Raw genomic sequence first — 25,203 nt, 5'->3', positions numbered from 1 at the left:
GGAGCGAGACATGAACGATAGCAATTCCGAAGCCAAATACGAGTCGATCCTGCTGCGGGTCCTGTGGATGCTGGTGTTTCTGCTGGTGTGGCAGGTGGCGCAATTCATCCTCGGCGTCCTGGTGCTGGTGCAGTTGATCTATCGCCTGATCTACGGCGCGCCCAGCGCCAGCCTGATGAACTTCGGCGACAGCCTGAGCCAGTTCCTGGCGCAGATCGGCCGTTTCGGCAGCTTTCATACCGATCAGAAACCCTGGCCCTTTGCCGACTGGCCGGCGCCGCGCACCCCAGAAGGCGAGGCGCCCCATGCCGTGCCGCCGGCCCCGCACCCGGCCTGTGACGAGGAGCCCAAGCTATGAAGCTCTGGGTGTTGCGCCACGGCGAAGCCGAGCCCCACGCCCGCAGCGATGCCGAGCGCAACCTGACCGAGCATGGGCGCAAGGAAGTCCTGAGTAGTGCCGCGCAATTGATCGGCCAGCCCATCGACGCCATCCTTGCCAGCCCGTATGTGCGGGCCCAGCAGACCGCCGAGCTGGTGCGCGAGGCCCTGGGCTTCGAGGCGCCGATCCGCACCGTGCCCTGGCTGACGCCCGACAGCAACCCGCTGACCGCGCTGGAGCGAATCGATTCGGCGGACAACCTGCTGCTGGTCAGCCACCAACCCCTGGTGGGCAACCTGATTGGCTTGTTGCAGCATGGTCACCTGCGCAGCCCGCAGGCGATGGGCACCGCCTTCCTTGCCGAGCTTGAAGGCGACTGGCCACTGGCCGGGCTGATGGCGCTCAATAGCCTCAAGCAGCCCTAGAGGGACAGCCCTGTCTCCAGGTGGCAGGGCGCAACATTTCTTAACTTGCAGCGCTCCTTTGTGCGTGGAATAGTCGGCCGAGCAAGTGCTTGGTTGGCTAGTCTCACGATCAGAACAAAAACAAGGAGCGAGTCGCATGTCTACTGCTTTTCGTTTGCCGCTGGAAGTGTTCTACGAGCGTGAAGCTCGTCATCCCCGCCAACGTTTTCTGGTCCAGCCCACGGGCGGTGGGCAGGTCGAGGAACTGGACTGGTCCCAGGTCGCTCACCAGGCACGCTGCGCCGCACATTGGCTGCGCGGGCGCGAGCTGCCGCCCGGCAGCCATATCGCGATCATCTCCAAGAACTGCGCGCACTGGATCATTGCCGACCTGGCGATCTGGATGGCCGGCCACGTCTCCGTGCCCCTGTACCCCAACCTGACCGCCGACTCGGTGGCCCAGGTGCTTGAACACTCCGAGTCGGTCCTGGTGTTTATCGGCAAGCTGGATGACTGGCCCGCCATGGCGCCCGGGCTCAAACCGGGGTTGACTACCGTCAGCCTGCCGCTGCACCCCGAGGGCGATTTTGATTTCAACTGGGACGATCTGCAGCGCTGTTCACCGATCCTGGACAGCCCCACGCCGGCCGGCGAGCAACTGGCGACCATCATCTATACCTCCGGCACCACCGGCCTGCCCAAAGGGGTGATGCACAGCTTCGCCAACCTGGGGTTTGCCACCACCCACGGCGCCGGGCTGTTCGGCCTGGGCACTGCGGACCGCCTGCTGTCCTACCTGCCGCTGTGCCACGTGGCCGAGCGCATGTTTGTCGAGATGGCGGCCATCTATACCGGGCAGACGGTGTTCTTCGCCGAGAGCCTCGATACCTTCCTCACCGACCTGCAGCGCGCGCGCCCGACCGCGATGTTCGGTGTGCCGCGGATCTGGACCAAGTTCCAGATGGGGGTCTACAGCAAGGTCCCGGCCAAGCGCCTGGATTTTTTGTTGCGACTGCCATTCATCGGCAAGCGCGTGGGCCACAAAGTGCTGGCCGGGCTGGGCCTGGACGCGTTGCGCGTGGCGCTGTCGGGTGCGGCTCCGGTGCCGCAGACGTTGCTGCACTGGTATCAGCGCCTGGGGCTGGATGTGCTGGAGGTGTACGGCATGACCGAAAGCTGCGGCTACTCCCATATCGGCCGCCCCGGGGAACATATTCCCGGCTGGATCGGCAAGCCGTGCCCGGATGTCGAAGTGCGCATCGATGAGTTCGGTGAAGTCCAGGTGCGCAGCGGCGCGACCATGCTCGGGTACTACAAGGATCCGCAGAAAACCGCCGAGACCCTCACCGCCGACGGGTTTTTGCGTACAGGCGACAAGGGCGAGCAGGACGCCGCTGGCAACCTGCGCCTGACCGGCCGGCTCAAGGAGATCTTCAAGACCAGCAAAGGCAAGTATGTGGCCCCGGCGCCAATCGAGAATCGCCTGGCGGTGCACCCGCGGATCGAGCAGGTGTGCGTGGTGGGGGACGGTCTGGGGGCGCCGCTGGGGCTGTGCGTGCTTTCGGCGGTGGGCGTGCAGGAGGCCGCCGGCGCGGCGCGCGGTGCCCTGCACGGCAGCCTGGAAGTGCTGCTGGAGCAGGTCAATCAGGTCCTGGATAAACACGAGCGCTTGCGTCGCCTGGTGGTGGTGAAGGACAGTTGGGCGGTCGAGAACGGTTTCCTGACGCCGACCCTGAAGATCAAGCGCAACGTGATCGAAGCCGCTTACGGCCAGCGCTTTCAGGAGTGGAGCGAGCGCTCCGAAGCCGTGCTGTGGCAGGATTGACCCCCATAAAAACCCTGAAGGATGCAGCGATGAGCCTATGGCGTACCACTCCGAACATCGAACAACTCAATTCGCTTCAGAAAAACACCATCGGCGAAGTACTGGATATTCGCTTCGAGTCCTTTGACGAAGAATCCCTGACCGCAAGCATGGTCATCGATCATCGCACTCACCAGCCTTACGGCCTGCTGCATGGCGGCGCCTCGGTGGTGCTGGCGGAAACCGTCGGCTCCATGGCCAGCTACCTGTGCATCGATGCCAGCAAATTCTATTGCGTGGGCCTGGAAATCAACGCCAACCACCTGCGTGGCCTGCGCAGCGGCCGGGTGAGCGCGGTGGCCAGGGCGGTGCACATCGGCCGCACGACCCATGTCTGGGATATCCGCCTGAGCAGCGATGAGGGCAAGTCCAGCTGCATCTCGCGCCTGACCATGGCGGTGGTGCCGCTGGGGGAAACGCCGCCGGCCCGCTGAGCGGCGCAGGCTTATAGGCTGAAGCGGCGTGTCATCATTCGTGTTCGTTACGGTCATTGCCCTGGTGCGGTGACCTGCGGACAATCAGCCATTGTCCGGTCCATGGGTAACTCGGTATGTCGCAGCAGGTCTTTTTCGCTCACGCCAACGGCTTTCCTTCGGGAACCTACGGCAAGTTGTTTGCTGCCCTGGCGCCCGAGTATGACGTGGCCCATTTGCAGCAACACGCGCACGATCCGCGTTTTCCAGTGGACGACAACTGGCAGAACCTGGTCAGCGAGCTGATCCACCATCTGCAACAGCAGGCGCAGCCGGTGTGGGGCGTGGGTCATTCCCTGGGCGGCATTCTGCATTTGCATGCCGCCCTGCGTTGTCCGGAACTGTATCGCGGGGTGGTGATGCTCGATTCGCCGGTGCTGACCCGTGCCGACCAATGGGTCATCCGGGCGGCCAAGCGCTTTGGATTTATCGACCGCCTGACCCCGGCCGGCCGCACCCTGGGGCGGCGCGAGGAGTTTGCCAGCCTGGAGTCGGCCCGCAGTTACTTTGCCGACAAGAGCCTGTTTCGCCGGTTTGATCCGGAATGTTTCGAAGCCTATCTGCAACACGGCCTGCATCAGGTCGGCGATCGTCTGCGCCTGCGCTTCGACCCAGCGACGGAAATCAGCATCTACCGTGGGGTGCCCCACACCAGCCCGGGCCTCGCCCGCCAATTGCAGGTGCCGCTGGCCATGGTGCGTGGACGGCATAGCCGGGTGGTGATGCGGCATCACGCCAGCGCGGTCGGGCGCATGCCCCAAGGCGAGTCGCTGAGCATGCCGGGCGGGCACATGTTTCCGCTGGAGCGCCCCCAGGACACCGCGGCGCTGCTCAAGGAGCTGTTCAGCCGCTGGGACACACGCCGCGAACGGAGTTGCGCATGAGCCGGGTGGTCGAAGAGGTGCGCCTGAGCCTGCCCCATATCGAACTCGCGGCCCATCTGTTCGGTCCCGAGGACGGCTTGCCGGTAATTGCCCTGCATGGCTGGCTGGATAACGCCAACAGCTTTGCGCGCCTGGCGCCCAAGCTCGACGGCTTGCGTATCGTTGCCCTGGACATGGCCGGCCACGGCCACTCCGACCATCGGCCGGCGGGCGCCGGTTATGCCCTGTGGGACTATGTGTACGACGTGCTGCAGGTGGCCGAGCAACTGGGCTGGAAACGCTTTGCCCTGATGGGCCACTCCCTGGGGGCGATTGTCTCGCTGGTGCTGGCCGGGGCCTTGCCGGAGCGCGTCAGCCACCTGGCGTTGATCGATGGGGTGATCCCGCCCACCGCTGGCTCCGAGAATGCCGCCGAGCGCCTGGGCATGGCGCTGCAGGCGCAACTCGCCCTGCAGGACAAGCGCAAGCGGGTCTACGCCACTCTGGAGCAGGCCATCGAGGCGCGGATGAAGGGCCTGGTGGCGGTCAGTCGTGAAGCGGCCGAATTGCTGGCCCAGCGCGGCCTGATGCCGGTGCCCGGGGGCTATACCTGGCGCAGCGATAACCGCCTGACCCTGGCGTCGCCGTTGCGCCTGACCGAAGAGCAGGCCATGGCCTTCGTGCAGCGGGTCAGTTGCCCGACCCGGCTGGTGGTGGCGGCCGATGGCATGCTGGCCAAGCACGGGCAATTGCTCGAGCGACTACCCTTTGCCCGGGAGCAGTTGCCGGGAGGCCATCATTTGCACCTGAACGACGAGGCCGGCGCGATCTTTGTCGCAGACTGTTTCAATCGGTTTTTCGCCGTTCCTTGACTTGCGCCGGTCAACTGTCGAGGCTGGGCGGGTTGAAATCGGAGACAACCATGATAGATCTCTACACCGCTGCGACGCCTAATGGCCACAAGGTCTCTATCGTGCTCGAGGAACTCGGCATGCCCTATACGGTGCATGCCCTGAGTTTCGACAAAAAGGAACAGAAGGCTCCAGACTTTCTCAAGATCAATCCCAACGGGCGGATCCCGGCAATCGTCGACCGTGCCAATGGCGATTTCGCCGTGTTTGAATCCGGCGCCATCCTTATCTACCTCGCCGAACTCAGCGGCCAATTGCTGCCCGCCGACCCCAAGGGGCGTTCGCTGGTTCTGCAATGGCTGATGTTCCAGATGGGCGGGGTCGGCCCGATGCAGGGTCAGGCCAACGTGTTCTTCCGTTACTTCCCGGAAAAACTCCAAGGCGCCATCGACCGCTACCAGCATGAAACCCGGCGTCTGTACGAAGTGCTCGACGGTCGTTTGCAGACGGTGGAATTTCTGGCCGGTGACTACAGCATCGCCGACATCGCCACATACCCCTGGGTCCGCGGCCATGAATGGTCCGGGGTCTCGGTCGACGGCCTGCCGGCCCTGCAGCGCTGGATGGCGGCCCTGGCGGCGCGCCCGGCGGTGCAACGCGGCCTGCTGGTCCCCCAACGCACGGATGACGCCAGCGTTGTCAAAGGTGCCCAGGCCATGCTGATCCGATGAGCGTATTTCCAATGAAAGGACTCATCCGTTGTTTCAGCATGCTGGGTTTGTACTGTGCCAGTTCCATGGTGTTCGCCGCCGACGTGCCCGGTAGCCACGACTTGCCGCTGGTACCGCGCCTGGCCGATGCGCAGATTGTCGATTACCGGCCACTGGCGGAGCTGGAGCGCATCTACCCCATGGGGTCGATCCGCAGGATCAGCGGCCAGTTGCGCTTTGACGGCCAGGTTGGCGCCCGGGGCAAGGCCACTTCGGTGACCTATGAGTTGCCGCCCGAGCATTCATCCACCGAAGCCTTTACCGCCGCCCGTGAAGCCCTGCAGAAGCAGGGCGCCGAACTGCTGTTCTGGTGCCAGGCGCGGGACTGCGGGGAAAGCAGCCTGTGGGCCAATGAAGTGTTCGGCAACGCCAAGCTCTTTGGCGCCGACGACCAGCAGGCCTACCTGCTGTTGCGCCTGGCCGCGCCCCAGGACAATTCCCTGGTGGCGCTGTACAGCATCACCCGGGGCAATCGCCGGGCGTACCTGCATGTCGAACAGTTCGAGGCCAGTGCGCCACTGGGTGACTTGCTGCCGACTTCGGCAACCCTATTGCGCCAGTTGAAAGACACCGGCCGCCTGGACCTGCCCAAACTCGGTGCCGACCCGCAGCCGGTCTGGCTGACCCTGCTGTCCCGGGGGCTGAACCTGGATACCACGCTGCGGGTCAGTATTTCCGGGAGCAACGCCGAAGCCTGGCGTCAGGCCCTGATCGGCCAGGGCGTGCGCGCCGCGCGGATGGAAACCGGCAACACCGATACGACGGGCCTGCACTTCGAGCTGTTGCGCTAATACCCTCCAAGGCGAACACACCGGCCCTGTGTTCGCCTACTCTGTGTTCGACGTCCTTTCTCGAGATTCTTCATGCTCAATAACGATCGCCTGTTGGTGCAGATTCTGCTCCTGGTGTTGTTTGGTGCCAGTTTGTGGGTGATGGCGCCGTTTTGGTCGGCGCTGTTCTGGGGTGCGGTGCTGGCGTTTGCCAGTTGGCCGCTGATGCGCCTGCTGACACGCTGGCTCAATGGCCGCGAGTCGTTGGCCGCGGCCCTGTTGACCCTGGGCTGGATGGTGCTGGTGGCCGCACCCATGGTCTGGCTGGGCTTGAACCTGGCTGACCATGTGCGCGATGCCACGGCCTTTATGAAGGACGTGCAGGTCGATGGCCTGCCCGCTGCGCCGGTCTGGCTGGGCAGCATCCCTCTGGTCGGGGAGCGTCTGGTGGGGCTGTGGGACAGCATCGATCAGCAGGGCGCGGCGATGATGCTGGCGGTCAAGCCCTACCTGGGGCAGGTCGGGAACTGGTTGCTGGCGCGCAGCGCACAGATCGGCGGCGGCATCCTCGAGTTGACCCTGAGTATCGTCTTTGTGTTTTTCTTCTATCGCGACGGCCCGCGCCTGGCGCTGTTCGTGCACAAGCTGCTGGAACGCCTGATCGGCGAGCGGGCCGGCTACTACATCGAGCTGGTGGCGGGTACGGTGCAGCGGGTGGTCAATGGCGTGATCGGCACGGCAGCGGCCCAGGCGATCCTGGCCCTGATCGGCTTTCTGATCGCAGGGGTGCCGGGCGCCCTGGTCCTGGGGATCACCACCTTCCTGCTCAGTCTGATTCCCATGGGGCCGCCCCTGGTGTGGATACCGGCCACGGCCTGGCTGGCCTGGAAGGGCGAATACGGGATGGCGGTGTTCCTTGGGATCTGGGGCACGTTCATCATCAGCGGCGTCGACAACGTGCTCAAACCCTACCTGATCAGCCGTGGCGGCAACCTGCCGCTGGTGATTGTGCTGCTGGGGGTGTTCGGCGGCTTGATCGCCTTCGGTTTTATCGGCCTGTTTATCGGCCCGACCCTGCTGGCGGTGGCCTACAGCCTGCTCACCGACTGGAGCGCGAGCCAGGCGCGGGTCGAGGACCAGCGCTGACTGTGCGACTTGCTGGCGTGCAGGCGCTGGCAGGCCAGCGCCGCTTTCCGCGGATCAGGCGGCGACGTTGACGCTGCTGCCGACCTGCGCCACGTTATCGAGCTGATACTGCTTGTTCAGGTTGGCGATCATCTTGCCCAGGGCCTGGGCCAGTTCGCTCTTTTCGCTGGAGGCCGTGCTTGGCTGATCACGACCGGCCTGCAACGCGGCCTTTAGCTCGTCGCTGCTGACGCCACCGCTGTTATCGCTGTCCAGCACCTTGAGCAGGGCGGCACTGCTGTCAGTACTGGTGGTGCTGCTATTGCTGGCCTGCAGCGCGCTGCTCAGTTCGCTGGTGGTAATGCTGCCGTCGCCGTCGGTGTCCAGCTGGCTGAACAACTCCTCACTGGAAACCTGCTGAGGCGGCGGTGGAGGCGGGGCGAGGGCGGCGGCCATTTCTTCCTGGCTGACGCTGCCATCCTGGTTCTTGTCCAGGGCCGAGAAGATTTCCTTGCTGTCGGCGCTGCTGCCGGCACTGCTCAGGCCGTTGCTCAGCTCGTCGCTGCTGACAACGCCGTCACCGTCGGTGTCCAGGGCCTTGATCAGGGCATCGGCCAGCTCGGTATTGGGTGCCTGGGCCTGCGATGGCGGCGGCGGGGGCGCCATGGCGGCCATTTCTTCGCTGCTCAGGCTGCCGCTGCTGTCGCTGTCCAGGTCACTGAAGTTCTTGCTCAGGCTGACCAGGATGCCGTTGTCGCTTTTCTGCGACAGGGCGCTCTTGAGCTCGTCCTGATCCACTGCGCCGTCGCCGTTGCTGTCGAGTTTGCTGAACAGCTCTTTCTGCAACTGCTGGCTGCGGGTGTTGTTGGTCGTACTGCTGCTGGAGCTGATATAGCTCGAATAGTTACTGACGCTACCGATCATGGGGCTCACTCCCTGCGGATGGATAAAGCCGGTGGGTGTGCCGGCTTGTGCAGCCTCGCGGGGGGATTTGTCGTGGGTATGTGGGCTTTGTACCCGGGGCTACACATGCTGCTCGAGGGGGATCAGTGACGCGGCAGGCGGACTACTGCGGTCAGCCCGCCGCCAGGGGTTTGTTCCAGGCTCAGCTGGCCACCCAGGCGCCCGACCGCCTCGCGGGCGATGGTCATGCCCAGGCCGACGCCGCCGGAGTTGCGGTTGCGCGAGCCTTCCAGACGAAAGAACGGCTCGAATACCGCCTCGCGTTGGGTGGCGTCGATCCCCGGGCCGTGGTCGATGACCCGGATCAGCAACTGTTCGCGGCTGTCCTGCAGGTCGATCGCGGCATGCCCGGCGTAACGCAGGGCGTTGTCGAGCAGGTTGTTCAGGCAGGAGCGCAAGGCCATGGGCTGTACTTGCAACGGCGCGCAGTGGCCGCTGGCCTGGACATCGGCGCCCTGGTCCTGGGCGTTTTCGCAAAGCGATTCAACCAGGGCCTGCACGTCCATGCGCTGCTGGGCTTCACTGGTGCGCTGCTCGTGCAGGTAGCTGAGGGTCGCGTCGAGCATGCTGATCATGTCGTCGAGGTCCTGGCGCATCTGCCCTTGCAGCTTGATGTCTTCGATCTGCTCCAGGCGCAGCTTGAGGCGCGACAGGGGCGTGCGCAGGTCATGGGAAACCGCGCCGAGCATGCGCCCGCGCTGCTGCACCTGCTCGCGGATGCGGCGTTGCATCAGGTTGAAGGTGTGGGCCGCTTGGCGTGCCTCTCGTGGCCCGGACTCATCCAGTGGCGGGCTGTCGAGGTTTTCACTCAGGCGTTCGGCGGCGCCGCTCAGGCGCTGGATCGGGCGGCTCAGCAGCTTGGCGCCGTACCAGGCGGCAATCACCAATGAAATCAGCTGAAAGGTCAGCGGCACGATGGGCCCGCCAAACCACGGTCGTGGCGGCCGCGGTTCAAAATTCGGCGGCCCGCGGGGCGGACCGTTGAAGGCTTGTCCGGCCGGAGGAGGGGGTGGCGGCGGTGGCGGGCCGTAGTGGTGAAACCAGAAAAAGGCCAGCAGGTGGGCGAGTACGATCGCAATCAGCAACATCCCGAACAGGCGGCTGAACAGCGTATCGAAACGCCCCCGCATCAGCCGATGTCTCGCGCGTCGAACAGATAACCCTCACCGCGTACGGTCTTGATCAGCTGTGGCGATTTCGGATCGTCGCCCAGCTTCTGCCGCAGGCGCGAGACCAGCAGGTCGATACTGCGGTCGAAGGCTTCGATGGAGCGGCCGCGTGCGGCGTCCAGCAGTTGCTCGCGGCTCAACACCCGGCGCGGGCGCTCGATGAACACCCAGAGCAGGCGGAACTCGGCATTCGACAGCGGCACCACCAGGCCATCGGCGGAGATCAGTTGGCGCAGGACGCTGTTCAGGCGCCAGTTGTCGAAGCGGATATTGGCCCGCTGTTCGCTGCGATCGTCGCGCACCCGGCGCAGGATGGTCTGGATCCGCGCCACCAGTTCCCGAGGCTCGAACGGCTTGGCCATGTAGTCGTCGGCGCCCAGTTCCAGGCCGATGATGCGGTCGGTGGGTTCGCAGCGCGCGGTGAGCATCAGGATCGGGATGTCCGATTCGTTACGCAGCCAGCGGCACAGGGACAGGCCGTCTTCGCCCGGCAGCATCAGGTCGAGCACCACCACGTCGAAGTGTTCGGCTTGCAGTGCCACGCGCATGGCGGCGCCATCGGTGACGCCACTGGCGTGGATATTGAAGCGTGCCAGGTAGTCGATCAGCAGTTCGCGGATCGGCACGTCGTCGTCAACGATCAAGGCCCGGGTGTTCCAGCGTTTTTCGTCGCTGCTGACGGGCGCTTTCTGATCGTCGTTGAGAGGGGCTGGAGTGTTTTGCATGGGTGCGATCATCTGCCAGGTAGGCTGCCAACCACAAAGATGGGCTGCGAGGTTGTGGCTTCAGCATAGGCGTCCGGCCCGAGGGCTGGAAGTGCTGTTCGGGGTATAGCGGCTGGCGAGGGTAGCGCTGTGGATTGTTGCGGGCGTGTCGGAAGTGTATCGGGCTTGATACAAAGCCCGCCGTGTCGGCCATTGTGCCCGACCTGGCAGCTGATCGGGCGCTCCTGGCGACGATTTACCGATCACCGGGTCCCGGAACATCCCGGCTTGCGCTACAATCCGCGCCGATTTCGACTTGCCTGAGAGCCCATTCATGTCCGCCTGCCAGACTCCTATCATCGTCGCCCTGGATTTCCCCACCCGTGACGCCGCACTGAAACTGGCTGATCAGCTGGACCCGAAACTGTGCCGGGTCAAAGTCGGCAAGGAACTGTTCACCAGTTGCGCCGCCGAAATCGTCGGGACCTTGCGCGACAAGGGTTTTGAAGTGTTCCTCGACCTCAAGTTCCATGACATCCCCAACACCACGGCGATGGCGGTCAAGGCCGCGGCGGAAATGGGTGTGTGGATGGTCAACGTGCATTGCTCCGGTGGCCTGCGCATGATGGCCGCCTGCCGTGAAGTGCTCGACCAGCGCAACGGCCCGAAACCGCTGCTAATCGGCGTGACCGTGCTGACCAGCATGGAGCGCGAGGACCTGGCCGGGATCGGCCTGGACATCGAGCCCCAGGAGCAGGTGCTGCGCCTGGCGGCGCTGGCGCAAAAGGCCGGCATGGATGGCCTGGTGTGCTCGGCGCTGGAAGCCCAGGCGCTGAAAGCCGCCCACCCGTCGCTGCAATTGGTGACTCCGGGCATCCGTCCGGCAGGCAGCGCCCAGGACGACCAGCGGCGCATCCTCACCCCGCGCCAGGCGCTGGATGCCGGTTCCGACTACCTGGTGATCGGTCGGCCGATCAGCCAGGCGGCTGATCCAGGCCAGGCGCTGGCGGCTGTGGTCGCCGAACTGGCCTGAGGGTGAACAGGCCCTGAGGCGCCAGTCCATCGCCGGTGTGCCGGCGATGGACGGTGCTCTTCAATGGTCAGCCGCGCTTAAACCTTCAGCACCAACTTGCCAAAGTTCTCGCCGCTGAACAGTTTCATCAGGGTTTCCGGGAACGTCTCCAGCCCTTCGACAATATCTTCCTTGCTCTTGAGCTGCCCCTTGGCCATCCAGCCGGCCATTTCCTGCCCGGCCGCCGCGAATTGCGCGGCATGGTCCATCACCACAAAACCTTCCATGCGCGCACGGTTGACCAGCAACGACAGGTAGTTGGCCGGGCCTTTGATCGCTTCCTTGTTGTTGTACTGGCTGATGGCACCGCAGATCACCACCCGTGCCTTGAAATTCAGGCGGCTGAGCACCGCATCCAGAATGTCGCCGCCGACGTTGTCGAAATACACATCGACGCCTTTCGGGCATTCGCGCTTGAGGCCGGCGTGCACGTCTTCGCTCTTGTAGTCGATGGCGCCGTCAAAACCCAGTTCGTCGATCAGGAACTTGCACTTGTCCTGGCCCCCGGCGATGCCGATCACGCGGCAGCCCTTGATCTTGGCGATCTGCCCGGCAATGCTGCCCACCGCTCCGGCGGCCCCGGACAGCACCACGGTCTCGCCGGCCTTGGGCGCGCCGACGTCGAGCAGGGCGAAGTAGGCGGTCATGCCGGTCATGCCCAGGGCCGAGAGGTAGCGCGGCAGGGGAGCGAGCTTGGGGTCGACCTTATAGAAGCCGCGAGGCTCGCCGAGGAAGTAGTCCTGCACGCCCAAGGCGCCATTGACGTAGTCGCCGACATTGAAGCCCGGGTTGTTCGACGCAATCACCTGGCCCACGCCCAGGGCACGCATCACTTCGCCAATCGCCACCGGCGGGATGTAGGACTTGCCCTCGTTCATCCAGCCGCGCATGGCCGGGTCCAGGGACAGGTATTCGTTCTTCACCAGAATCTGCCCCGGCCCCGGTTCACCGACCGCAACCTGCTGGTAGGTGAAGGTCTCGCGGGTCGCCGCGCCTACAGGGCGCTTGGCGAGCAGGAACTGGCGATTGGTCTGGCTGGTCATGGCAGGCACTCAAGGTCAATGAAACCCTAGTTGATAGACCTTCAGCGCCGCTGCCGCAAGGATTGCCGGCGCAGCGAATAGGCGCCGATCCAGTGCAGTGATGGTCACCCCGGGCGGTTTATCACTGCCGCGCATAAGTCCTCAACCGGGCTTCTGATAGTGCTGCCGCAGGGCCCCGGCCTGTGGCTAGACTCCCGGCACGCGACCCGCATTCCATCGAGGACATAACAATGAGCATGACGTTTTCCGGCACAGTGGCCCTGGTTACCGGTGCCGCCGCCGGTATTGGCCGAGCCACGGCCCTGGCATTCGCCGGCGAAGGCTTGAAAGTGGTGGTGGCGGACCTGGATGTTGACGGCGGCGAAGGCACAGTGGAGCTGATTCGCCGTGCCGGTGGCGACGCCTTGTTCGTGCGCTGCAACGTGACCCTGGAAGCAGATGTACAGCAGATGATGGCCCAGGCGGTGAATGCCTACGGGCGGGTCGATTACGCCTTCAACAATGCCGGAATCGAGATCGAGAAGGGCCGGCTGGCCGACGGTACCCAGGATGAGTTCGACGCGATCATGGGGGTCAACGTCAAGGGCGTCTGGCTGTGCATGAAGTACCAGTTGCCGCTGATGTTGGCTCAGGGCGGCGGTGCCATCGTCAACACCGCTTCGGTGGCAGGCCTCGGGGCGGCACCGAAGATGAGTATCTACGCCGCTTCCAAGCACGCGGTGATTGGCCTGACCAAGTCCGCAGCCATCGAGTATGCGAAGAAGAAAATCCGCGTCAACGCGGTCTGCCCGGCGGTGATCGACACCGATATGTTCCGCCGCGCCTATGAGGCCGATCCAAAGAAAGCCGAGTTCGCGGCAGCCATGCATCCGGTGGGCCGGGTGGGCAAGGTCGAGGAGATCGCCAGCGCCGTGTTGTATCTGTGCAGTGACGGCGCGGCCTTCACCACCGGCCATGCGCTGGCGGTCGACGGCGGCGCCACCGCCATCTGAGAGGATTTTTCGTCGAGGCGGGACGGTGATGTGCCCTGTCGCATCCAGGCCCGCCCGATCGACCTCGACCGTCCTGAAAACGACCTGCACCTAGCTTTTTGCCATTATTCCGACGCCAGAGACTTGTGTTGCGGTACAGCCCGTTGCGAACCTGCAGTACTCGAAAATGGCCTTGCCGCCATTGGGTATCGGAAGGGGACTGAGCGCAATGAATTCGGCCACGAGCGGACGTTTTGCCAACCTGGGCATGGCAAAGAAACTGGGCATCGGGTTTACCCTGGTCCTGTTGTTGACGGCAGTGGTGGCGGCCATTGGTGTCTGGTCGTTGCAAACCATCAGCCATCGTTTTGATGGCCTCAAGCAGATGTCGTCCCTCAACAGCGGTTTGCTCAACGTGCGCCTGCTGGAGCAGGAGTACGCCCTGCGTGGCGACCCCAAGACCGTCGATGCCCTGCATGAGGGGGTCGAGGGTTTGCTGCGGTTGGCGTCCGAGCTCAAAAGCCAATCGGCGGCGAACGTGCCGGTAATGAACGATGTCGAGCAGGCTTTGGCGGCTTATCGCAAGGCTTTCGATGAGTTTGTCGAACTGACCCAGGCCAAGGACCTGGCGCTGGAGATGGCCAGTTGGTCGGTCTCCAGCGTGGCCAATAACCTCGATGTCCTCCAGGCCGGGCTGGCCGACGATGGCACCTACGGATTGAAGGAGTCCCAGGGCAAGGAGGGCAGCGAATTCATCGACCAGGCCAATCAGGTCAGCCAGGTCTCGCGGCTGATGTTGCAGGCCATGAATGAAGCGCGCCTGCGCCTGGATCAAAGCCGCAAGGGCGACGAAGAAAATGCCGGCCAGGGCAAGATCGAGCAGGCCGAGCAGGCGTTGGCCCAGGCCGAGCAGCTCAAGACCGCAGTCAAGGATGCCGGCTATCAGACGGTGCTCAATGAGGTCGCCGGGCACATTGGCAACTTCGGCGAAAAACTCGCGGAGTACACCGGGCTGCTGGCTCAGGAGAAAACCGTTTACCAGCAGCTGCGCGAACGCGCCGCGCAGGTGACGGAGCGGGTCGACCAGGCCTACGCCGCCCAGGACCTCTCAATGCAGGCCGAGCTGAAGCAGAACGCCTGGCTGATCATCGGATCTTCGGCCCTGGCCCTTTTGGTGGGGCTGCTGGCGTCGTGGATCATTACCCGGCTGATTGTCGCGCCGCTGCGCAGCGTGATTCGCGTGGCCCAGCAAATCGCCGCCGGCGATCTCAGCGCCACGGTCGAGGTCACCCGGCGCGATGAGATCGGCCAGTTGATGCTGGCGATGCAGCAGATGGGGGCAGGGCTCAGCAGTATTGTCAGCGGCTTGCAGGCTGGTATCGAGCAACTGGCCAGTTCGGCACAGTCCCTGTCGGCGGTCACCGAGCAGACCAACCTTGAAGTCAGCAGCCAGAAGGAAGAAACCGAGCAGGTTGCCACTGCCATGAATCAGATGACCGCCACCGTCCACGACGTGGCGCGCAACGCCGAGGAGGCGGCGCTGGCGGCGCAGTCCGCCGACAACAAGGTGGAGAGCGGGCAACAGGTGGTGCGCCAGAGCATGCAGCGCATCGAGCAACTGGCCGACTCGGCGAACAGTGCCAGCAGCAGTATCGAAAGCCTGAGTGCCGAGATCCAGAACATCGGCGCGGTGTTGGGGGTTATCAAAAGCGTGGCCGAGCAGACCAACCTGCTGGCCCTCAACGCTGCCATTGAGGCTGCGCGTGCGGGCGAGCAGGGCAGGGGTTTTGCGGTGGTGGCCGACGAAGTGCGGGCGCTGGCCAAACGGACGCAGCAGTCCACCGAGGAGATCGAGCGCCTGGTCAGTGCCTTGCGCGCGGCGGCGGACTCTTCGGTGCAGCAGATCCAGGGCAGCGGCGAGCTGGTCAAGCTGGCGGTCAGTGATGCCCTGCAAACCGAAAGCGCCCTGGGCAGCATTGCCGCGGCGGTGTCCCTGATCCAGCAGATGAACCAGCAGATCGCCGCCGCCGCCGAGCAGCAGAGCTCGGTGGCCGAAGAGATCAATCGCAGCGTCACCAGCATCCGTGCCAGCGCCGACCAATCGTCACTGGCGATGCAGGGCAATGCCGCATCGAGCATTGAGCTGGCGCAGTTGGGGGTGGAGTTGAAGGGGATGGTCGGGCACTTCCGGCTCTGAGGCCGTGTGCTTCACCTGCGGGTTATTGGCCGCAGGTTGAGGGCAGGTCCTGGCCCTTGCCGCACGAGGAGCTCGTGGGGCAAGGGGCTGGCATCAATCGTAGATCGCTTTCTTCTTCCAGTCGGCATCGGTTTCGGCGGTCTTCAGGCCTTCGGTCAACTGGTTGACTTCGCCTTCGACCGGCTGGGTGCTGGCCAGCACCATCGAGTTGGCCCGGGCCAGGAGCTTCTCCAGGTACTCGAGTTGCTCCCTGTAGGTGTTCGGGTCCTGCTGCTTGCGCAGGTACTGGGCGCCGCGCTCGAAAGCCAGGCGCGCCTGGCCGGGCTGGCCCTGCTGCAGGGCATGCTGGCCAAGGTTGTTGAAGAACTCGATGTGCAACAGCACCAACAGATGGCGGATCTCGCGGATCCAGCGCTTGGCTTCATTGGTCGGCAAAAAGCCGTCCTGGGCCGCGCGCGTCACCTGGCCGTGCATGGCTTCCAGCAGAAAGCGCACATCCTTGGCCTTGGCTTCGGTCTGGATCGGGCAGGGTGGGTTGTTCACCGGGATCGATTCGCCCTGGGCGATCAACGCATTGAGCTCGGCGATACGGGCCTTGATCCCGCTATCGGACTTGTGCAGGTTGAGCAGGCGCTGGTTGACGTTGAGTTCCAGTCGGGTCAGCAGCAGCTTGAGCGCCGGTGTCATCAACTGGCCGGGGAATGTCTCGGTGATTTCGCCGCAACGACGCAGGCGATCATTGAGTTCGACCTTGGTGCGGGCCTTTTCCAGTTTGCTGTTTTCCACCACATGGTTCATGTAGCCAATGGCGATCAGTATTACGATCCCGGCTACAACTAGCAGGGTGATCATGAGTGGTGTCACCGTTAAGACCTCTTTATAGGATTTCGCGTGCGAGTGTAGTGGCTTCGCATGGGGGCGCATAGCGCCGCTCGACGAGCCGGGCCAAGCTGCAACGCTGCTTATATAGGTAGTGGCGGCAATAGGTGCACATTGCCATCATTGGCAGCGCTGGACTATAACGCCTTGTCGGGTGCCAGAATATAGGCGTCAAAGCCCGGGCGACAGAAATGCCCGCCCAGCCCGGTAATCGGCGGGGAAGTCATTGATTTAAATAAATTTATATCAGGGGGTTGACGACCCCCCAATCCATCCATAGAATGCGCGCCACTTACAGCGTAAAGCACATAGCGAAACGCAGTAAGCAGTGAATGTTGTACGTGTGTCCCCTTCGTCTAGTGGCCTAGGACACCGCCCTTTCACGGCGGTAACAGGGGTTCGAGTCCCCTAGGGGACGCCATATGCGGGAATAGCTCAGTTGGTAGAGCACGACCTTGCCAAGGTCGGGGTCGCGAGTTCGAGTCTCGTTTCCCGCTCCAATTTTAAACAGCAGTGCCTTCGGGTGGTGCTGAGTGAAACCAGGACCAAGTCTTCGGATTCGGGTCTGGGCACTGGAATACACACCATGTATTTCAGTTAGCGTGTCCCCTTCGTCTAGTGGCCTAGGACACCGCCCTTTCACGGCGGTAACAGGGGTTCGAGTCCCCTAGGGGACGCCATTTGCGGGAATAGCTCAGTTGGTAGAGCACGACCTTGCCAAGGTCGGGGTCGCGAGTTCGAGTCTCGTTTCCCGCTCCAATTTCACAAAAACGCCGCTCATTGAGCGGCGTTTTTGTTTGTCCGCGATTTACCGATCCACTGTTTTTTCAAACAGTGGATTATTGATCTCCAGGCACGAATCCGAGCCTGTAATCCCTCCTGAAGTCCTTGAATCTCCCAAGAAGTTCCGCCTGCACCATGGCATATCAGCCATTTTTTCAGTCTTTCAGTCGGAGCCACTCAATCGCCTGACGTGGCGTCAATCCTAGGGAAACCGCTTTAGATCGGGCGTCTTGCCGCTATGGGTGCAGTCCTTTTTATAGAGCGACTCTATATTGTCGTCAAACAAATGGCATTTTATTGGCGTATTACCGTTTGTCCGCGAAAAAATACAAAGCAAAAACAAAATATTGACACTCTTGGGCGGGTATCTCACTATCGGCGCCGCATTCGATGGCGCATAGCCAGCTATGCGTCGCGGCGAATCGCGTTCAAATTCGGCCGAAACGCCGTCTTTGGCGGGGTTTTCCGACGAAAACAGCGGCAGGCATTGATGCCCTGCGCCGGCCCAGCCCCTTGGCAGGCTGAAAGTGGCAGGCGGATACAGTTTCTTGGAGTTTTTGCATGTTTTCTGAGCGGATATTGGTGACGGGCGGAGCTGGCTTTATCGGCTCTCATTTGGTCGAAGCGTTGCTGGCCATGGGCTACAAGGTCCGTGTGCTGGATAACCTGTCCACCGGTAAGGTGAATAACCTGCCCATGGACAATGGCAACCTGAGCCTGATCATCGGCGATGTCGCCGACAGCGATGCCGTAGCCCAGGCCATGTCCGGCTGCCAGGCCGTGGTGCATCTGGCTGCCGTGGCCTCGGTACAGGCGTCGGTGGACGACCCGGTCGCGACCCATCAGAGCAACTTCGTCGGCACCCTCAACGTCTGCGAAAACATGCTGCACGCCGGCATCCACCGGGTGGTGTTCGCATCCAGCGCGGCGATCTACGGCAATAACGGCGAGGGCACGGCGATCCCCGAGGACACCGCCAAGTCACCACTCACGCCTTATGCCGCCGACAAGCTGGCGAGTGAGTATTACCTGGACTTCTACCGCCGCCAGCACGGCCTGGAGCCGGTGATCCTGCGCTTTTTCAATATTTTCGGGCCGCGCCAGGACCCGTCTTCGCCGTATTCCGGGGTGATCAGCATCTTCACCGAGCGGGCCATGGCCAAGCAGCCGGTGGCGGTCTTCGGTGACGGCGATCAGACCCGTGATTTCGTCTATGTAGCGGACCTGGTCAGCATCCTGATCCAGGCGCTGCAAGCCGATCAGCCGGCCCCTGGTGCGGTCAACGTCGGCCTCAGCCGTTCCACCAGCCTCAATGACCTGATCGGCGAACTGGGCCGCGCCACCGGCAGCCCCCTGACCGTGATCCACCACGCGCCACGTCTGGGCGACATTCGCCACTCGCGCGCCAATAACACTCGTCTGCTCGAGCGCTTCACCCTGCCAGCACCGACCTCTATCGGCGATGGCCTGGCGCAACTGATCCGCAGTTTGTAACTCGGTCCGTCACATCAGCCGAGACATCCACGTATCGGCTCAGTCATCTCAAGAGTGAGTTATGGAAAACGTTTTTCGCGGGACGCACTTCTGCTCGGCCATCAAACGCCTGCTGGCTGCCCTGACGCTCTGTTTTACTGGCGCGGCGGTGCATGCCGCGGCCCCGGTGGCGCCTTCCAGCGTGGCGTTCTGGTACGCCGATAAACCGCCGTTGCCGGAGCTGGCGCAATTTGACTGGGCCGTGGTCGAGCCGGGGCACATGGCGCCCGCGGATGTCAAAACCCTGAGTGGGATGGGCAGCCAGCCGTTCGCTTATCTCTCGGTGGGTGAGTTCCACGGCGGCAAGCGCGAGCTGGACCAGCAAGCCCTGGGCGCCGCCGTCAGCCCGACGCGCAACAAGGCCTGGAACAGCCAGGTGATGAACCTGGCAGCACCGGCCTGGCGCGAGTATCTGTTCGCCCAGGCCAAGGCGCTGCAGGCCCAGGGTTATGCCGGTCTGTTCCTCGACACCCTGGACAGTTTTCAACTGCTTCCGGCCGCAGACCAGGAAGCCCAGCGCCTGGCCCTGGCCAGTTTCCTGCGGGAACTGCATCAGCGCCAACCGGCCCTGAAGCTGTTTTTCAACCGCGGCTTCGAGGTGTTGCCGGAGCTGGAGGGTGTGCCTGCGGCGGTCGCCGTGGAGTCGATCCACGCCGGTTGGGATGCTTCGGCCAAGCGTTATCGCCCGGTCCCGGAAGCGGATCGCCAGTGGCTGGAAACCCACCTGCAACCGTTGCGCGCCAAGGGCATCCCGCTGGTGGCCATCGACTACCTGCCGCCGGAACGGCGTGAAGAGGCGCGCACACTGGCTCGGCGCCTGCGCGACGAGGGGTTCATCCCTTACATCGGCACCCCGGACCTGGACTCCCTGGGCATCAGCAGCATTGAAGTCCAGCCCCGGCGTATCGCCCTGGTGTTCGACCCGCGTGAAGGCGACCTGATCCGCAATGCTGGGCACACCCTGCTCGGCGGCTTGCTGGAGTACCTGGGCTATCGCGTGGATTACCTGGCGGCCGATGCGCTGCCTGAGTACAGCTTCAGCGGCCTGTACGCCGGCGTTTTGACCTGGATGACCAGCGGTGCGCCGCAAGACAGCCAGGTGTTCAACCGCTGGCTCAACAAGCGCCTCGACGAGCAGGTGCCGCTGGTGTTTTTCGCCGGCCTGCCGGTAGAGGACAAGGTCCTGCTCAAGCGCCTGGGGCTCGAACGCTCCGCGCCGCCGGCGACCCAGGCATTGCAGATTACCTACCAGGACAAGGCCCTGATCGGCGCGTTCGAAGCACCGGTACAGCCGCGTTCCCGTGACCTGACCGCCCTCTCTCTGTTGCCCAAAGGCCCCAAGGCCGCATTGCTGCTCAAGGGCGAGGGCGGCCAGGAGTTTGCGCCAGTAGCGGTCGCGGCGTGGGGCGGCCTGGCGCTGGCGCCTTATGTTCTGGAAGTGAACAACGAGCGCAGTCGCTGGATTCTCGATCCGTTTGCCTTCCTCCAGGCGGCCTTGCGCCTGCCGGTGCAGCCGCGTCCGGACACCACCACCGAAAACGGTCGTCGCATTGCCACGGTGCACATTGACGGTGACGGCTTCCCCTCGCGCGCCGAGGTCCGGGGTACGCCCTATGCCGGCAAGCAGGTGCTGGATGACTTCATCCGTCCCAACCCGTTCCTGACGTCGGTGTCGATCATCGAAGGCGAGATTTCCCCGCGCGGCATGTTCCCGTTCCTGGCCCGGGAGCTGGAGCCGATTGCCCGGGATATTTTTGCCGACCCGAAAGTTGAAGTCGCCACCCACACCTTCAGCCATCCGTTTTTCATGCAGCCGGAAGTGGCGAAGAAACGCGAAGGTTTTAACCCTGAGTACGGCTTGAAAATGGCCATCCCGGGCTACGAAAAAATCGATTTTCGGCGTGAGATCTTCGGTTCGCGGGACTACATCAATCAGCACCTGACCACCCCCGAGAAACCGGTCAAGGTGGTGTTCTGGCCGGGTGACGCTTTGCCCGCGCCGTCGACCATCAAGCTGGCCTACGACGCCGGGCTAAAGAACGTGAACGGCGCCGAGACCATGCTGACCCGCGCCAACCCGTCGCTGACCGGGCTCAACCCGCTGCTGCGTCCCACCGAAGGCGGCTTGCAGTATTACGCGCCGATCATCAACGAGAACCTCTACACCAACCTGTGGAAAGGCCCGTACTACGGCTTTCGCGATGTGATCGACACCTTCGAGCTGACCGACAGCCCACGGCGCATGCGCGGCCTGCACCTGTATTACCACTTCTATTCCAGCACCAAGCAGGCCTCGATCAAGGCCATGAACGAGATCTACGGCTACATGAAAGGCCAGCAGCCGATCTCCCTGTGGATGAGTGATTACCTGGATCGCCTGCACGGCCTGTACCAGTCCAGCCTGGCGCGCACCGCCGATGGCGCCTGGCAGGTACGGGGCATGGATGCCTTGCGCACCCTGCGCCTGGACCCGCAGATGGGCTGGCCGGACCTGGGTCGCTCCAGCGGTATCGCCGGGGTTCGCGATTTGCCCCAAGGGCGATATGTGCACTTGAGCAGCGACCGTGCGTTGCTGGTTTTGCGGGCCGATCGCGACCCGCGTCCGGCCCTGGAGGAAGCCAACTTGCCGCTGCAGGAATGGCGCTACCTGGATGAGCGCCGGGTGAGTTTCTCTTTTGCCGGCCAGATCGATTTGAGCTTCTCGGTACGTGCGCCTGGCGTCTGCCGGGTTGAAGTCGACGGCCAGCGTTTCGCGGGTCAGGGGTCGGCAGGCCTCTGGCATTTCCAACTCCCCATGAAGCAGGTGAGTCATGCCCAACTCCTCTGCAACTGAAAGCAGCCGGCTGCTCAATCCCTGGGCACTGGTAGTGATAGCGGTCGCCGTGGGCGGCCTGTTATGGCTGACCTTCCAGCGAGAAGAACTGTTCGAGCCCGATGGCCGGCAGCCGGACGCCGTGTCGGCCAATTACGCCGAACTGCTGCTGGCTGCGCACCCGGAAGATGACCGCCTGCGCTTGCAGTTGGTGGACCTGTTGATCCAGTTGGGCGACTACACCAAAGCCCGACAGAACCTGGACAGCTGGGCCCATCCGCAGCCGACGTTGCTCGCGTATTACCAGCTGGAAATCGACACCCTGGTCGCCGCCAGCAGCCAGGAACAGGGCGCCGCAAAGGGCCTGGTGGAGCGTCTGCAAGCCTTCGACCATCGCCAGTTGCCGCTGCCGCAATTGCAGCGCCTGGCCAAGTTGGCGCTGAGCCTGCAAGCCCCGGCGTTCGCCGCCGGGGTTTATGAAGAACTGGCCGAGCGCGACCCGCAGCAGCGTATCGAATCGCTCAAATCCGCTGCCCAGTGGTACCTGGCGGGGGAGGAGCCGGGCCGTGCCGCGGACATCTACCTGCTGCTCAAGCAGGACACTCAGCAACCCGAAGAGCGCCGTCGCTACGCGCAGCTGGCTTTCAACAGCCTGCTGGCCGCCGGACGTGGCGAGCAGGCGGCGCAGGTATTGGCCGATGAACTGGATCAGCTAAACAACCCGGAAACCGATGCGGCCTGGCTGGAACAGGGCGTGGATGTGGCCGTGGCCAACAAGCGCTTCGACCTCGCGCAGCGCCTGGTGCAGCAATGGCGCACCTTGCAGCCGAATAACCCGCGGATCCTGGCCAAGGACTTCACGATGCGCCTGGCCCTCGGCGACCTCGACGGCGCCTGGAGTGCCGGCCAGCAACTGCTGGCGGCTCACCCGGATGACCCCGAGCTGCTGGAGCAGATGGGCCACCTTGGCGAATGGCGGGGCCAGACCTATGAGGCACTGGGGTACTGGATCCGCCTGCTGGCGTTGCGTGAAGACCCGCAGACCCGCGAGCACGCCTGGCGCCTGGCGAGCCAGCAATTCGACTTTGATCGCAGCATCCCGTTACTGGCCGGCATCATGGACCAGCGGGCGCTGACTGACGTCGAACTCGACGCGCTGATCTACGGTCATGAATCCCGCGGCACCCCGGAGCAGGCCGAGGCCTGGCTGCAAACCTATCTGCGCAAGTACCCGAAACACCGCCTGGCCTGGACCCGCCTGCTGCAGAATCTGGAAAACACCGGCCAGTTCGCGGCCAAGACCAAGGCCTACAGCGGCATGTCGAGCCGCTTTGCCCTGACCAGCACCGAACGCGTCGACTGGGCCAACACCTGGCTCAAGCTCTTCGACAATCAGGCCGCCTGGAAGGTGTTGCAGGTGGATAACCGCAAGATCACCGACGACAGCTACTGGCGTACCCGCGCGGCACTGGCCTGGGACCTGGAGCTGGATGATGAGTTGCAGGTTTCCCTGGAGAAACTGCTGGCGCTCAAGGGCTCGCTGAACAGCGGCGACGAGAGCCAGTTGATCACCCTGTATCGCACCAGCGATCCGCAACGAGCCTTGGCCCTGATGGTCGCCGGCTGGCAGCGCAGCCATGATCCGCAGCGCCTGGTGGAAGCCTTGCAGCAAGCCCAGGAACTGCAGGACTGGCCGCAGGTGGCGGCGTTGATCAAGGACGCCGAGCAGTACCCGGCGGTCTACGATCAGGCCCAGGTGGTGGCGGCGCGCGGTGCCCTGGCGATGCAGCAGGGGCAGTTCGACGAGGCACAGCGCCTGTACCTGTCGGGCCTGGCCCGCTTCCCCTACGACAACCTGTTTCGCGAACGGTTGATGTGGCTGTATGTCGATCAGGGCCGGGTCGAGCAGCTCAAGCCATTGCTCAGCCAGTGGCGGACCCAGGCGCGGCAGGACCGGACCCTGTGGCTGCCATTCGCCAGCGCCAGCCAGATGCTTGGCCGCAACAGCGAGGCCTTGGCCTGGTATCGCCTGTACCTCAAGGGCAGCCCCAACGATTGGCTGGTGCAGGCGGCCTATGCCGATGCCCTGGACGGCGCCGGTTATCAGGACGCGGCCCAGCGTTTGCGCCTCAAGCTGTTGCGCAGCCCCGAGGGCGACAACCTGCAGCCGCAATCGCCGCGCTACGGGATCTGGCTGCGCCTGGTGGCCAGCAGTTACTCGCCGCGCAAGGCCCAGCAGCAGGTGCTGAAGTGGCAGGACGGTTCGCCGGCCATGCTGCAGTTGTGGTTCGACCGCTTGCTGGCGCGCCTCGACGCGACCAATCAGGAAGCGCAAAAGGATCAATGGCTGGCCTGGGCTCGCCAGCAAGGCCTGAAGGTCGAGCGCTATGAACAGATCCAGGAAGCCCTGCGCAGCCGCAACACGGCGCAGGTCGAAACCTTGCTTGCCAGCAGTGACCTCAACCCGGCCCAACGGGCCCAGGCCCTGAGTCGCCTGGGGCGTGACGGCGCGGCCCTGGACGTGAGCCTGTCGGCCCTCGGCGACGAGCAGCCCCAGGCCGTACGCGAGCAGTTGCGACGCCAGGCCGTGGAGATCCACGAGCGCACGCCCCAGGGCGCGCAACTGTCGTGGCAGGAGCAAGACTACGGCGGGCTGGAGTTCAACGCGCCGCGCCTGCGGGTTGCGCGCAACCTGGGGGACCAGTGGTACGCCAACCTGGTCCTGGAGCAGGGCACCTACAACAGTGACCAGCTGATTTCTTCGCGCCTGGGTCAGGAGCGCAATGGCGAATTGACCTTGCAGCGTCAGGTAGAGAACGGCAGCTACAAACTGATCGCCGATACCAGCCAGCGTCGGGACGATGACCGCAATGGCCTGGGGCTCAGCCGCTCTTGGCAGCTGGGCGTCAGCGATGAGCTGGAGACCGGGGTCGACTGGCACCGCAAGAGCGAGGACAGCGGGCTGATGCGTGCTTTCGGCCAGCACGACAGTGTCTGGCTGGCCGGGCGCCATGGGTTGTCTGCCCGTGACCAACTGAGCTGGGAAGTGGCACAGAAGTCGTTTTCCACCCGGGGTGGCGACTCCCTGGGCCAGGGGCAGGCATTGAAGATGGAATACAACCACACCCTGGAATTCGAAGGGCCGAACTGGACCCTGCGCAGCGGTATCGACTACCAGCACAACCGGGTCGATGACCGCACCCTGGACGACTTGGCCAGTGGCAACGGTGGCCCGGTGAAGAACCCGGACAACCCGCTTGAGTCGCCCACGGTGCTGGCCAGTGATCTGCTGCAAAGCCGTTACGGCCAGCTGTATGTGGGCAGTTCTTGGCGGCGCGGCATGCCCGGCGCCTTGAACCGCACACGTCCGCAATACACCTGGCTGGTGGATGTCACGGCCGGCTGGCAGTGGTTCGACAAAAGTTTCAACTACGGCCTCAGCACCGGTATCGGTGTCGAGATTCTTGGGGATGACGAACTGGCCCTGACCCTTGGCTACCAATCTGCGCCACAAGGCGGGGACGGGCAGTCCGGCGGCATCCTGGGTGTGAGCTACGGCGTGCGTTTCGGACGCTGAT

20 protein-coding genes, 4 tRNA genes and 2 pseudogenes are annotated in these 25,203 nt (G+C 63.7%); 20 read left to right on the top strand and 6 right to left on the bottom strand.

Features of this window, described 5'->3' with window-relative positions:
• Window positions 1-10 precede the first annotated feature (10 nt).
• The 9 genes from AC19YX_RS08180 to AC19YX_RS08140 all read left to right on the top strand — a co-directional run bounded on the left by AC19YX_RS08180 (window position 11) and on the right by AC19YX_RS08140 (window position 7,520).
• The gene (locus tag AC19YX_RS08180; protein WP_500606041.1) at window positions 11-358 is read left to right on the top strand and encodes a DUF4389 domain-containing protein; all 348 of its coding nucleotides are present in this window, start codon (window positions 11-13) and stop codon (window positions 356-358) included.
• A complete protein-coding gene (gene sixA, locus AC19YX_RS08175) occupies window positions 355-804 on the top strand; it encodes a phosphohistidine phosphatase SixA (RefSeq protein WP_078471045.1) in 450 nt (149 codons plus the stop codon). The genes AC19YX_RS08180 and sixA overlap by 4 nt, the downstream gene beginning before the upstream one ends.
• 136 nt (window positions 805-940) lie before the next feature.
• Window positions 941-2,608 carry an AMP-binding protein gene (locus tag AC19YX_RS08170; protein ID WP_500606040.1) on the top strand — a complete coding sequence of 556 codons (1,668 nt, stop codon included), beginning with the start codon at window positions 941-943 and terminating at the stop codon, window positions 2,606-2,608.
• A gap of 29 nt (window positions 2,609-2,637) precedes the next feature.
• Window positions 2,638-3,081 (top strand): hotdog fold thioesterase, encoded by a 444-nt coding sequence (locus AC19YX_RS08165; protein ID WP_020299200.1) that lies wholly within the window; start codon window positions 2,638-2,640, stop codon window positions 3,079-3,081.
• Between the two features lie 116 nt (window positions 3,082-3,197).
• The gene (locus AC19YX_RS08160) at window positions 3,198-4,004 is read left to right on the top strand and encodes an alpha/beta fold hydrolase (RefSeq protein ID WP_078471047.1); all 807 of its coding nucleotides are present in this window, start codon (window positions 3,198-3,200) and stop codon (window positions 4,002-4,004) included.
• Window positions 4,001-4,855 carry an alpha/beta hydrolase gene (locus AC19YX_RS08155; protein WP_500606039.1) on the top strand — a complete coding sequence of 285 codons (855 nt, stop codon included), beginning with the start codon at window positions 4,001-4,003 and terminating at the stop codon, window positions 4,853-4,855. The genes AC19YX_RS08160 and AC19YX_RS08155 overlap by 4 nt, the downstream gene beginning before the upstream one ends.
• Window positions 4,856-4,905: 50 nt before the next feature.
• Entirely contained in the window at window positions 4,906-5,565 is a 660-nt protein-coding gene (locus AC19YX_RS08150) for a glutathione S-transferase family protein (RefSeq protein WP_078471048.1), read from the top strand.
• 23 nt (window positions 5,566-5,588) lie between these two features.
• Entirely contained in the window at window positions 5,589-6,395 is an 807-nt protein-coding gene (locus tag AC19YX_RS08145) for a DUF4892 domain-containing protein (protein ID WP_201132134.1), read from the top strand.
• Window positions 6,396-6,467: 72 nt separating this feature from the next.
• On the top strand, window positions 6,468-7,520 hold the full coding sequence (locus AC19YX_RS08140; protein WP_421547722.1) for an AI-2E family transporter: 1,053 nt from the start codon (window positions 6,468-6,470) through the stop codon (window positions 7,518-7,520).
• 54 nt (window positions 7,521-7,574) lie between these two features.
• Here the strand turns inward: AC19YX_RS08140 and xopAW are convergent, their stop codons facing one another.
• The 3 genes from xopAW to AC19YX_RS08125 form a co-directional block, all read right to left on the bottom strand.
• Window positions 7,575-8,423: a XopAW family type III secretion system calcium-binding effector gene (gene xopAW / locus AC19YX_RS08135; protein WP_500606038.1), complete on the bottom strand. Its 849-nt coding sequence runs from the start codon at window positions 8,421-8,423 to the stop codon at window positions 7,575-7,577.
• Between the two features lie 122 nt (window positions 8,424-8,545).
• On the bottom strand, window positions 8,546-9,592 hold the full coding sequence (locus AC19YX_RS08130; RefSeq protein ID WP_500606037.1) for a sensor histidine kinase: 1,047 nt from the start codon (window positions 9,590-9,592) through the stop codon (window positions 8,546-8,548).
• On the bottom strand, window positions 9,592-10,356 hold the full coding sequence (locus tag AC19YX_RS08125) for a response regulator (protein WP_421547719.1): 765 nt from the start codon (window positions 10,354-10,356) through the stop codon (window positions 9,592-9,594). Before AC19YX_RS08125 ends, AC19YX_RS08130 begins: the two co-directional genes overlap by 1 nt.
• A 313-nt stretch (window positions 10,357-10,669) precedes the next feature.
• Here AC19YX_RS08125 and pyrF point away from each other — a divergent pair, with 313 nt between their 5' ends.
• Window positions 10,670-11,368 carry an orotidine-5'-phosphate decarboxylase gene (gene pyrF, locus AC19YX_RS08120; protein WP_421547718.1) on the top strand — a complete coding sequence of 233 codons (699 nt, stop codon included), beginning with the start codon at window positions 10,670-10,672 and terminating at the stop codon, window positions 11,366-11,368.
• 77 nt (window positions 11,369-11,445) lie between these two features.
• Here the strand turns inward: pyrF and AC19YX_RS08115 are convergent, their stop codons facing one another.
• Window positions 11,446-12,450, bottom strand: coding sequence for an NADP-dependent oxidoreductase (locus AC19YX_RS08115; RefSeq protein ID WP_201130084.1), 1,005 nt, complete (start codon window positions 12,448-12,450; stop codon window positions 11,446-11,448).
• A 230-nt stretch (window positions 12,451-12,680) separates the two neighbouring features.
• Here AC19YX_RS08115 and AC19YX_RS08110 point away from each other — a divergent pair, with 230 nt between their 5' ends.
• The 3 genes and pseudogenes from AC19YX_RS08110 to AC19YX_RS08100 all read left to right on the top strand — a co-directional run bounded on the left by AC19YX_RS08110 (window position 12,681) and on the right by AC19YX_RS08100 (window position 15,618).
• Window positions 12,681-13,442, top strand: coding sequence for an SDR family oxidoreductase (locus tag AC19YX_RS08110; RefSeq protein WP_500606036.1), 762 nt, complete (start codon window positions 12,681-12,683; stop codon window positions 13,440-13,442).
• Between the two features lie 166 nt (window positions 13,443-13,608).
• A pseudogene (locus AC19YX_RS08105) lies at window positions 13,609-14,709 on the top strand (HAMP domain-containing protein); the annotation flags it as partial.
• A gap of 27 nt (window positions 14,710-14,736) precedes the next feature.
• Window positions 14,737-15,618 (top strand): methyl-accepting chemotaxis protein, encoded by an 882-nt coding sequence (locus AC19YX_RS08100; protein ID WP_421548317.1) that lies wholly within the window; start codon window positions 14,737-14,739, stop codon window positions 15,616-15,618.
• Between the two features lie 93 nt (window positions 15,619-15,711).
• On the opposite strand, the gene AC19YX_RS08095 is transcribed toward AC19YX_RS08100, so the two are convergent.
• The gene (locus AC19YX_RS08095; protein ID WP_078471057.1) at window positions 15,712-16,470 is read right to left on the bottom strand and encodes a hypothetical protein; all 759 of its coding nucleotides are present in this window, start codon (window positions 16,468-16,470) and stop codon (window positions 15,712-15,714) included.
• Window positions 16,471-16,842: 372 nt separating this feature from the next.
• Between AC19YX_RS08095 and AC19YX_RS08090 the strand changes: the two genes are divergently transcribed.
• The 4 genes from AC19YX_RS08090 (at window position 16,843) to AC19YX_RS08075 (ending at window position 17,256) form a co-directional block, all read left to right on the top strand.
• A tRNA-Glu gene (locus AC19YX_RS08090) sits at window positions 16,843-16,918 on the top strand.
• 3 nt (window positions 16,919-16,921) lie between these two features.
• Window positions 16,922-16,997 (top strand) — tRNA-Gly (locus tag AC19YX_RS08085).
• A 104-nt stretch (window positions 16,998-17,101) separates the two neighbouring features.
• Window positions 17,102-17,177 (top strand) — tRNA-Glu (locus AC19YX_RS08080).
• A gap of 3 nt (window positions 17,178-17,180) precedes the next feature.
• Window positions 17,181-17,256: transfer RNA gene (locus AC19YX_RS08075), tRNA-Gly, on the top strand.
• 429 nt (window positions 17,257-17,685) lie between these two features.
• Here the strand turns inward: AC19YX_RS08075 and AC19YX_RS08070 are convergent.
• Window positions 17,686-17,979, bottom strand: a pseudogene (locus AC19YX_RS08070) (hypothetical protein); the annotation flags it as partial.
• On the opposite strand from AC19YX_RS08070, the gene AC19YX_RS08065 reads away from it, so the two are divergent.
• From AC19YX_RS08065 to AC19YX_RS08055, 3 genes are all read left to right on the top strand, one after another.
• The gene (locus tag AC19YX_RS08065; RefSeq protein ID WP_443217345.1) at window positions 17,863-18,774 is read left to right on the top strand and encodes an NAD-dependent epimerase/dehydratase family protein; all 912 of its coding nucleotides are present in this window, start codon (window positions 17,863-17,865) and stop codon (window positions 18,772-18,774) included. The pseudogene AC19YX_RS08070 and the gene AC19YX_RS08065 sit on opposite strands and share 117 nt — an antisense overlap.
• A 61-nt stretch (window positions 18,775-18,835) precedes the next feature.
• A complete protein-coding gene (locus tag AC19YX_RS08060; protein WP_421547716.1) occupies window positions 18,836-21,646 on the top strand; it encodes a bifunctional glycoside hydrolase/polysaccharide deacetylase family protein in 2,811 nt (936 codons plus the stop codon).
• Window positions 21,624-25,202, top strand: coding sequence for a tetratricopeptide repeat protein (locus AC19YX_RS08055; protein ID WP_500606035.1), 3,579 nt, complete (start codon window positions 21,624-21,626; stop codon window positions 25,200-25,202). The genes AC19YX_RS08060 and AC19YX_RS08055 overlap by 23 nt, the downstream gene beginning before the upstream one ends.
• Window position 25,203 lies beyond the last annotated feature (1 nt).

The organism is Pseudomonas sp. MF09150 (genome assembly GCF_059862355.1).
This window is presented reverse-complemented; position numbering and strand designations above follow the sequence as displayed.

Bases quoted from the DNA above. Each gene is read 5' to 3' on its own strand.
- AC19YX_RS08170 (WP_500606040.1), top strand. From the start codon at position 941: ATGTCTACTGCTTTTCGTTTGCCGCTGGAAGTGTTCTACGAGCGTGAA.
- AC19YX_RS08055 (WP_500606035.1), top strand. From the start codon at position 21,624: ATGCCCAACTCCTCTGCAACTGAAAGCAGCCGGCTGCTCAATCCCTGG.
- AC19YX_RS08115 (WP_201130084.1), bottom strand. From the start codon at position 12,450: ATGACCAGCCAGACCAATCGCCAGTTCCTGCTCGCCAAGCGCCCTGTA.
- AC19YX_RS08100 (WP_421548317.1), top strand. From the start codon at position 14,737: ATGCTGGCGATGCAGCAGATGGGGGCAGGGCTCAGCAGTATTGTCAGC.
- pyrF (WP_421547718.1), top strand. From the start codon at position 10,670: ATGTCCGCCTGCCAGACTCCTATCATCGTCGCCCTGGATTTCCCCACC.
- AC19YX_RS08155 (WP_500606039.1), top strand. From the start codon at position 4,001: ATGAGCCGGGTGGTCGAAGAGGTGCGCCTGAGCCTGCCCCATATCGAA.
- AC19YX_RS08150 (WP_078471048.1), top strand. From the start codon at position 4,906: ATGATAGATCTCTACACCGCTGCGACGCCTAATGGCCACAAGGTCTCT.
- AC19YX_RS08160 (WP_078471047.1), top strand. From the start codon at position 3,198: ATGTCGCAGCAGGTCTTTTTCGCTCACGCCAACGGCTTTCCTTCGGGA.
- AC19YX_RS08125 (WP_421547719.1), bottom strand. From the start codon at position 10,356: ATGCAAAACACTCCAGCCCCTCTCAACGACGATCAGAAAGCGCCCGTC.
- AC19YX_RS08180 (WP_500606041.1), top strand. From the start codon at position 11: ATGAACGATAGCAATTCCGAAGCCAAATACGAGTCGATCCTGCTGCGG.
- AC19YX_RS08165 (WP_020299200.1), top strand. From the start codon at position 2,638: ATGAGCCTATGGCGTACCACTCCGAACATCGAACAACTCAATTCGCTT.
- AC19YX_RS08140 (WP_421547722.1), top strand. From the start codon at position 6,468: ATGCTCAATAACGATCGCCTGTTGGTGCAGATTCTGCTCCTGGTGTTG.
- xopAW (WP_500606038.1), bottom strand. From the start codon at position 8,423: ATGATCGGTAGCGTCAGTAACTATTCGAGCTATATCAGCTCCAGCAGC.
- AC19YX_RS08095 (WP_078471057.1), bottom strand. From the start codon at position 16,470: ATGATCACCCTGCTAGTTGTAGCCGGGATCGTAATACTGATCGCCATT.
- AC19YX_RS08130 (WP_500606037.1), bottom strand. From the start codon at position 9,592: ATGCGGGGGCGTTTCGATACGCTGTTCAGCCGCCTGTTCGGGATGTTG.
- AC19YX_RS08110 (WP_500606036.1), top strand. From the start codon at position 12,681: ATGAGCATGACGTTTTCCGGCACAGTGGCCCTGGTTACCGGTGCCGCC.
- AC19YX_RS08060 (WP_421547716.1), top strand. From the start codon at position 18,836: ATGGAAAACGTTTTTCGCGGGACGCACTTCTGCTCGGCCATCAAACGC.
- sixA (WP_078471045.1), top strand. From the start codon at position 355: ATGAAGCTCTGGGTGTTGCGCCACGGCGAAGCCGAGCCCCACGCCCGC.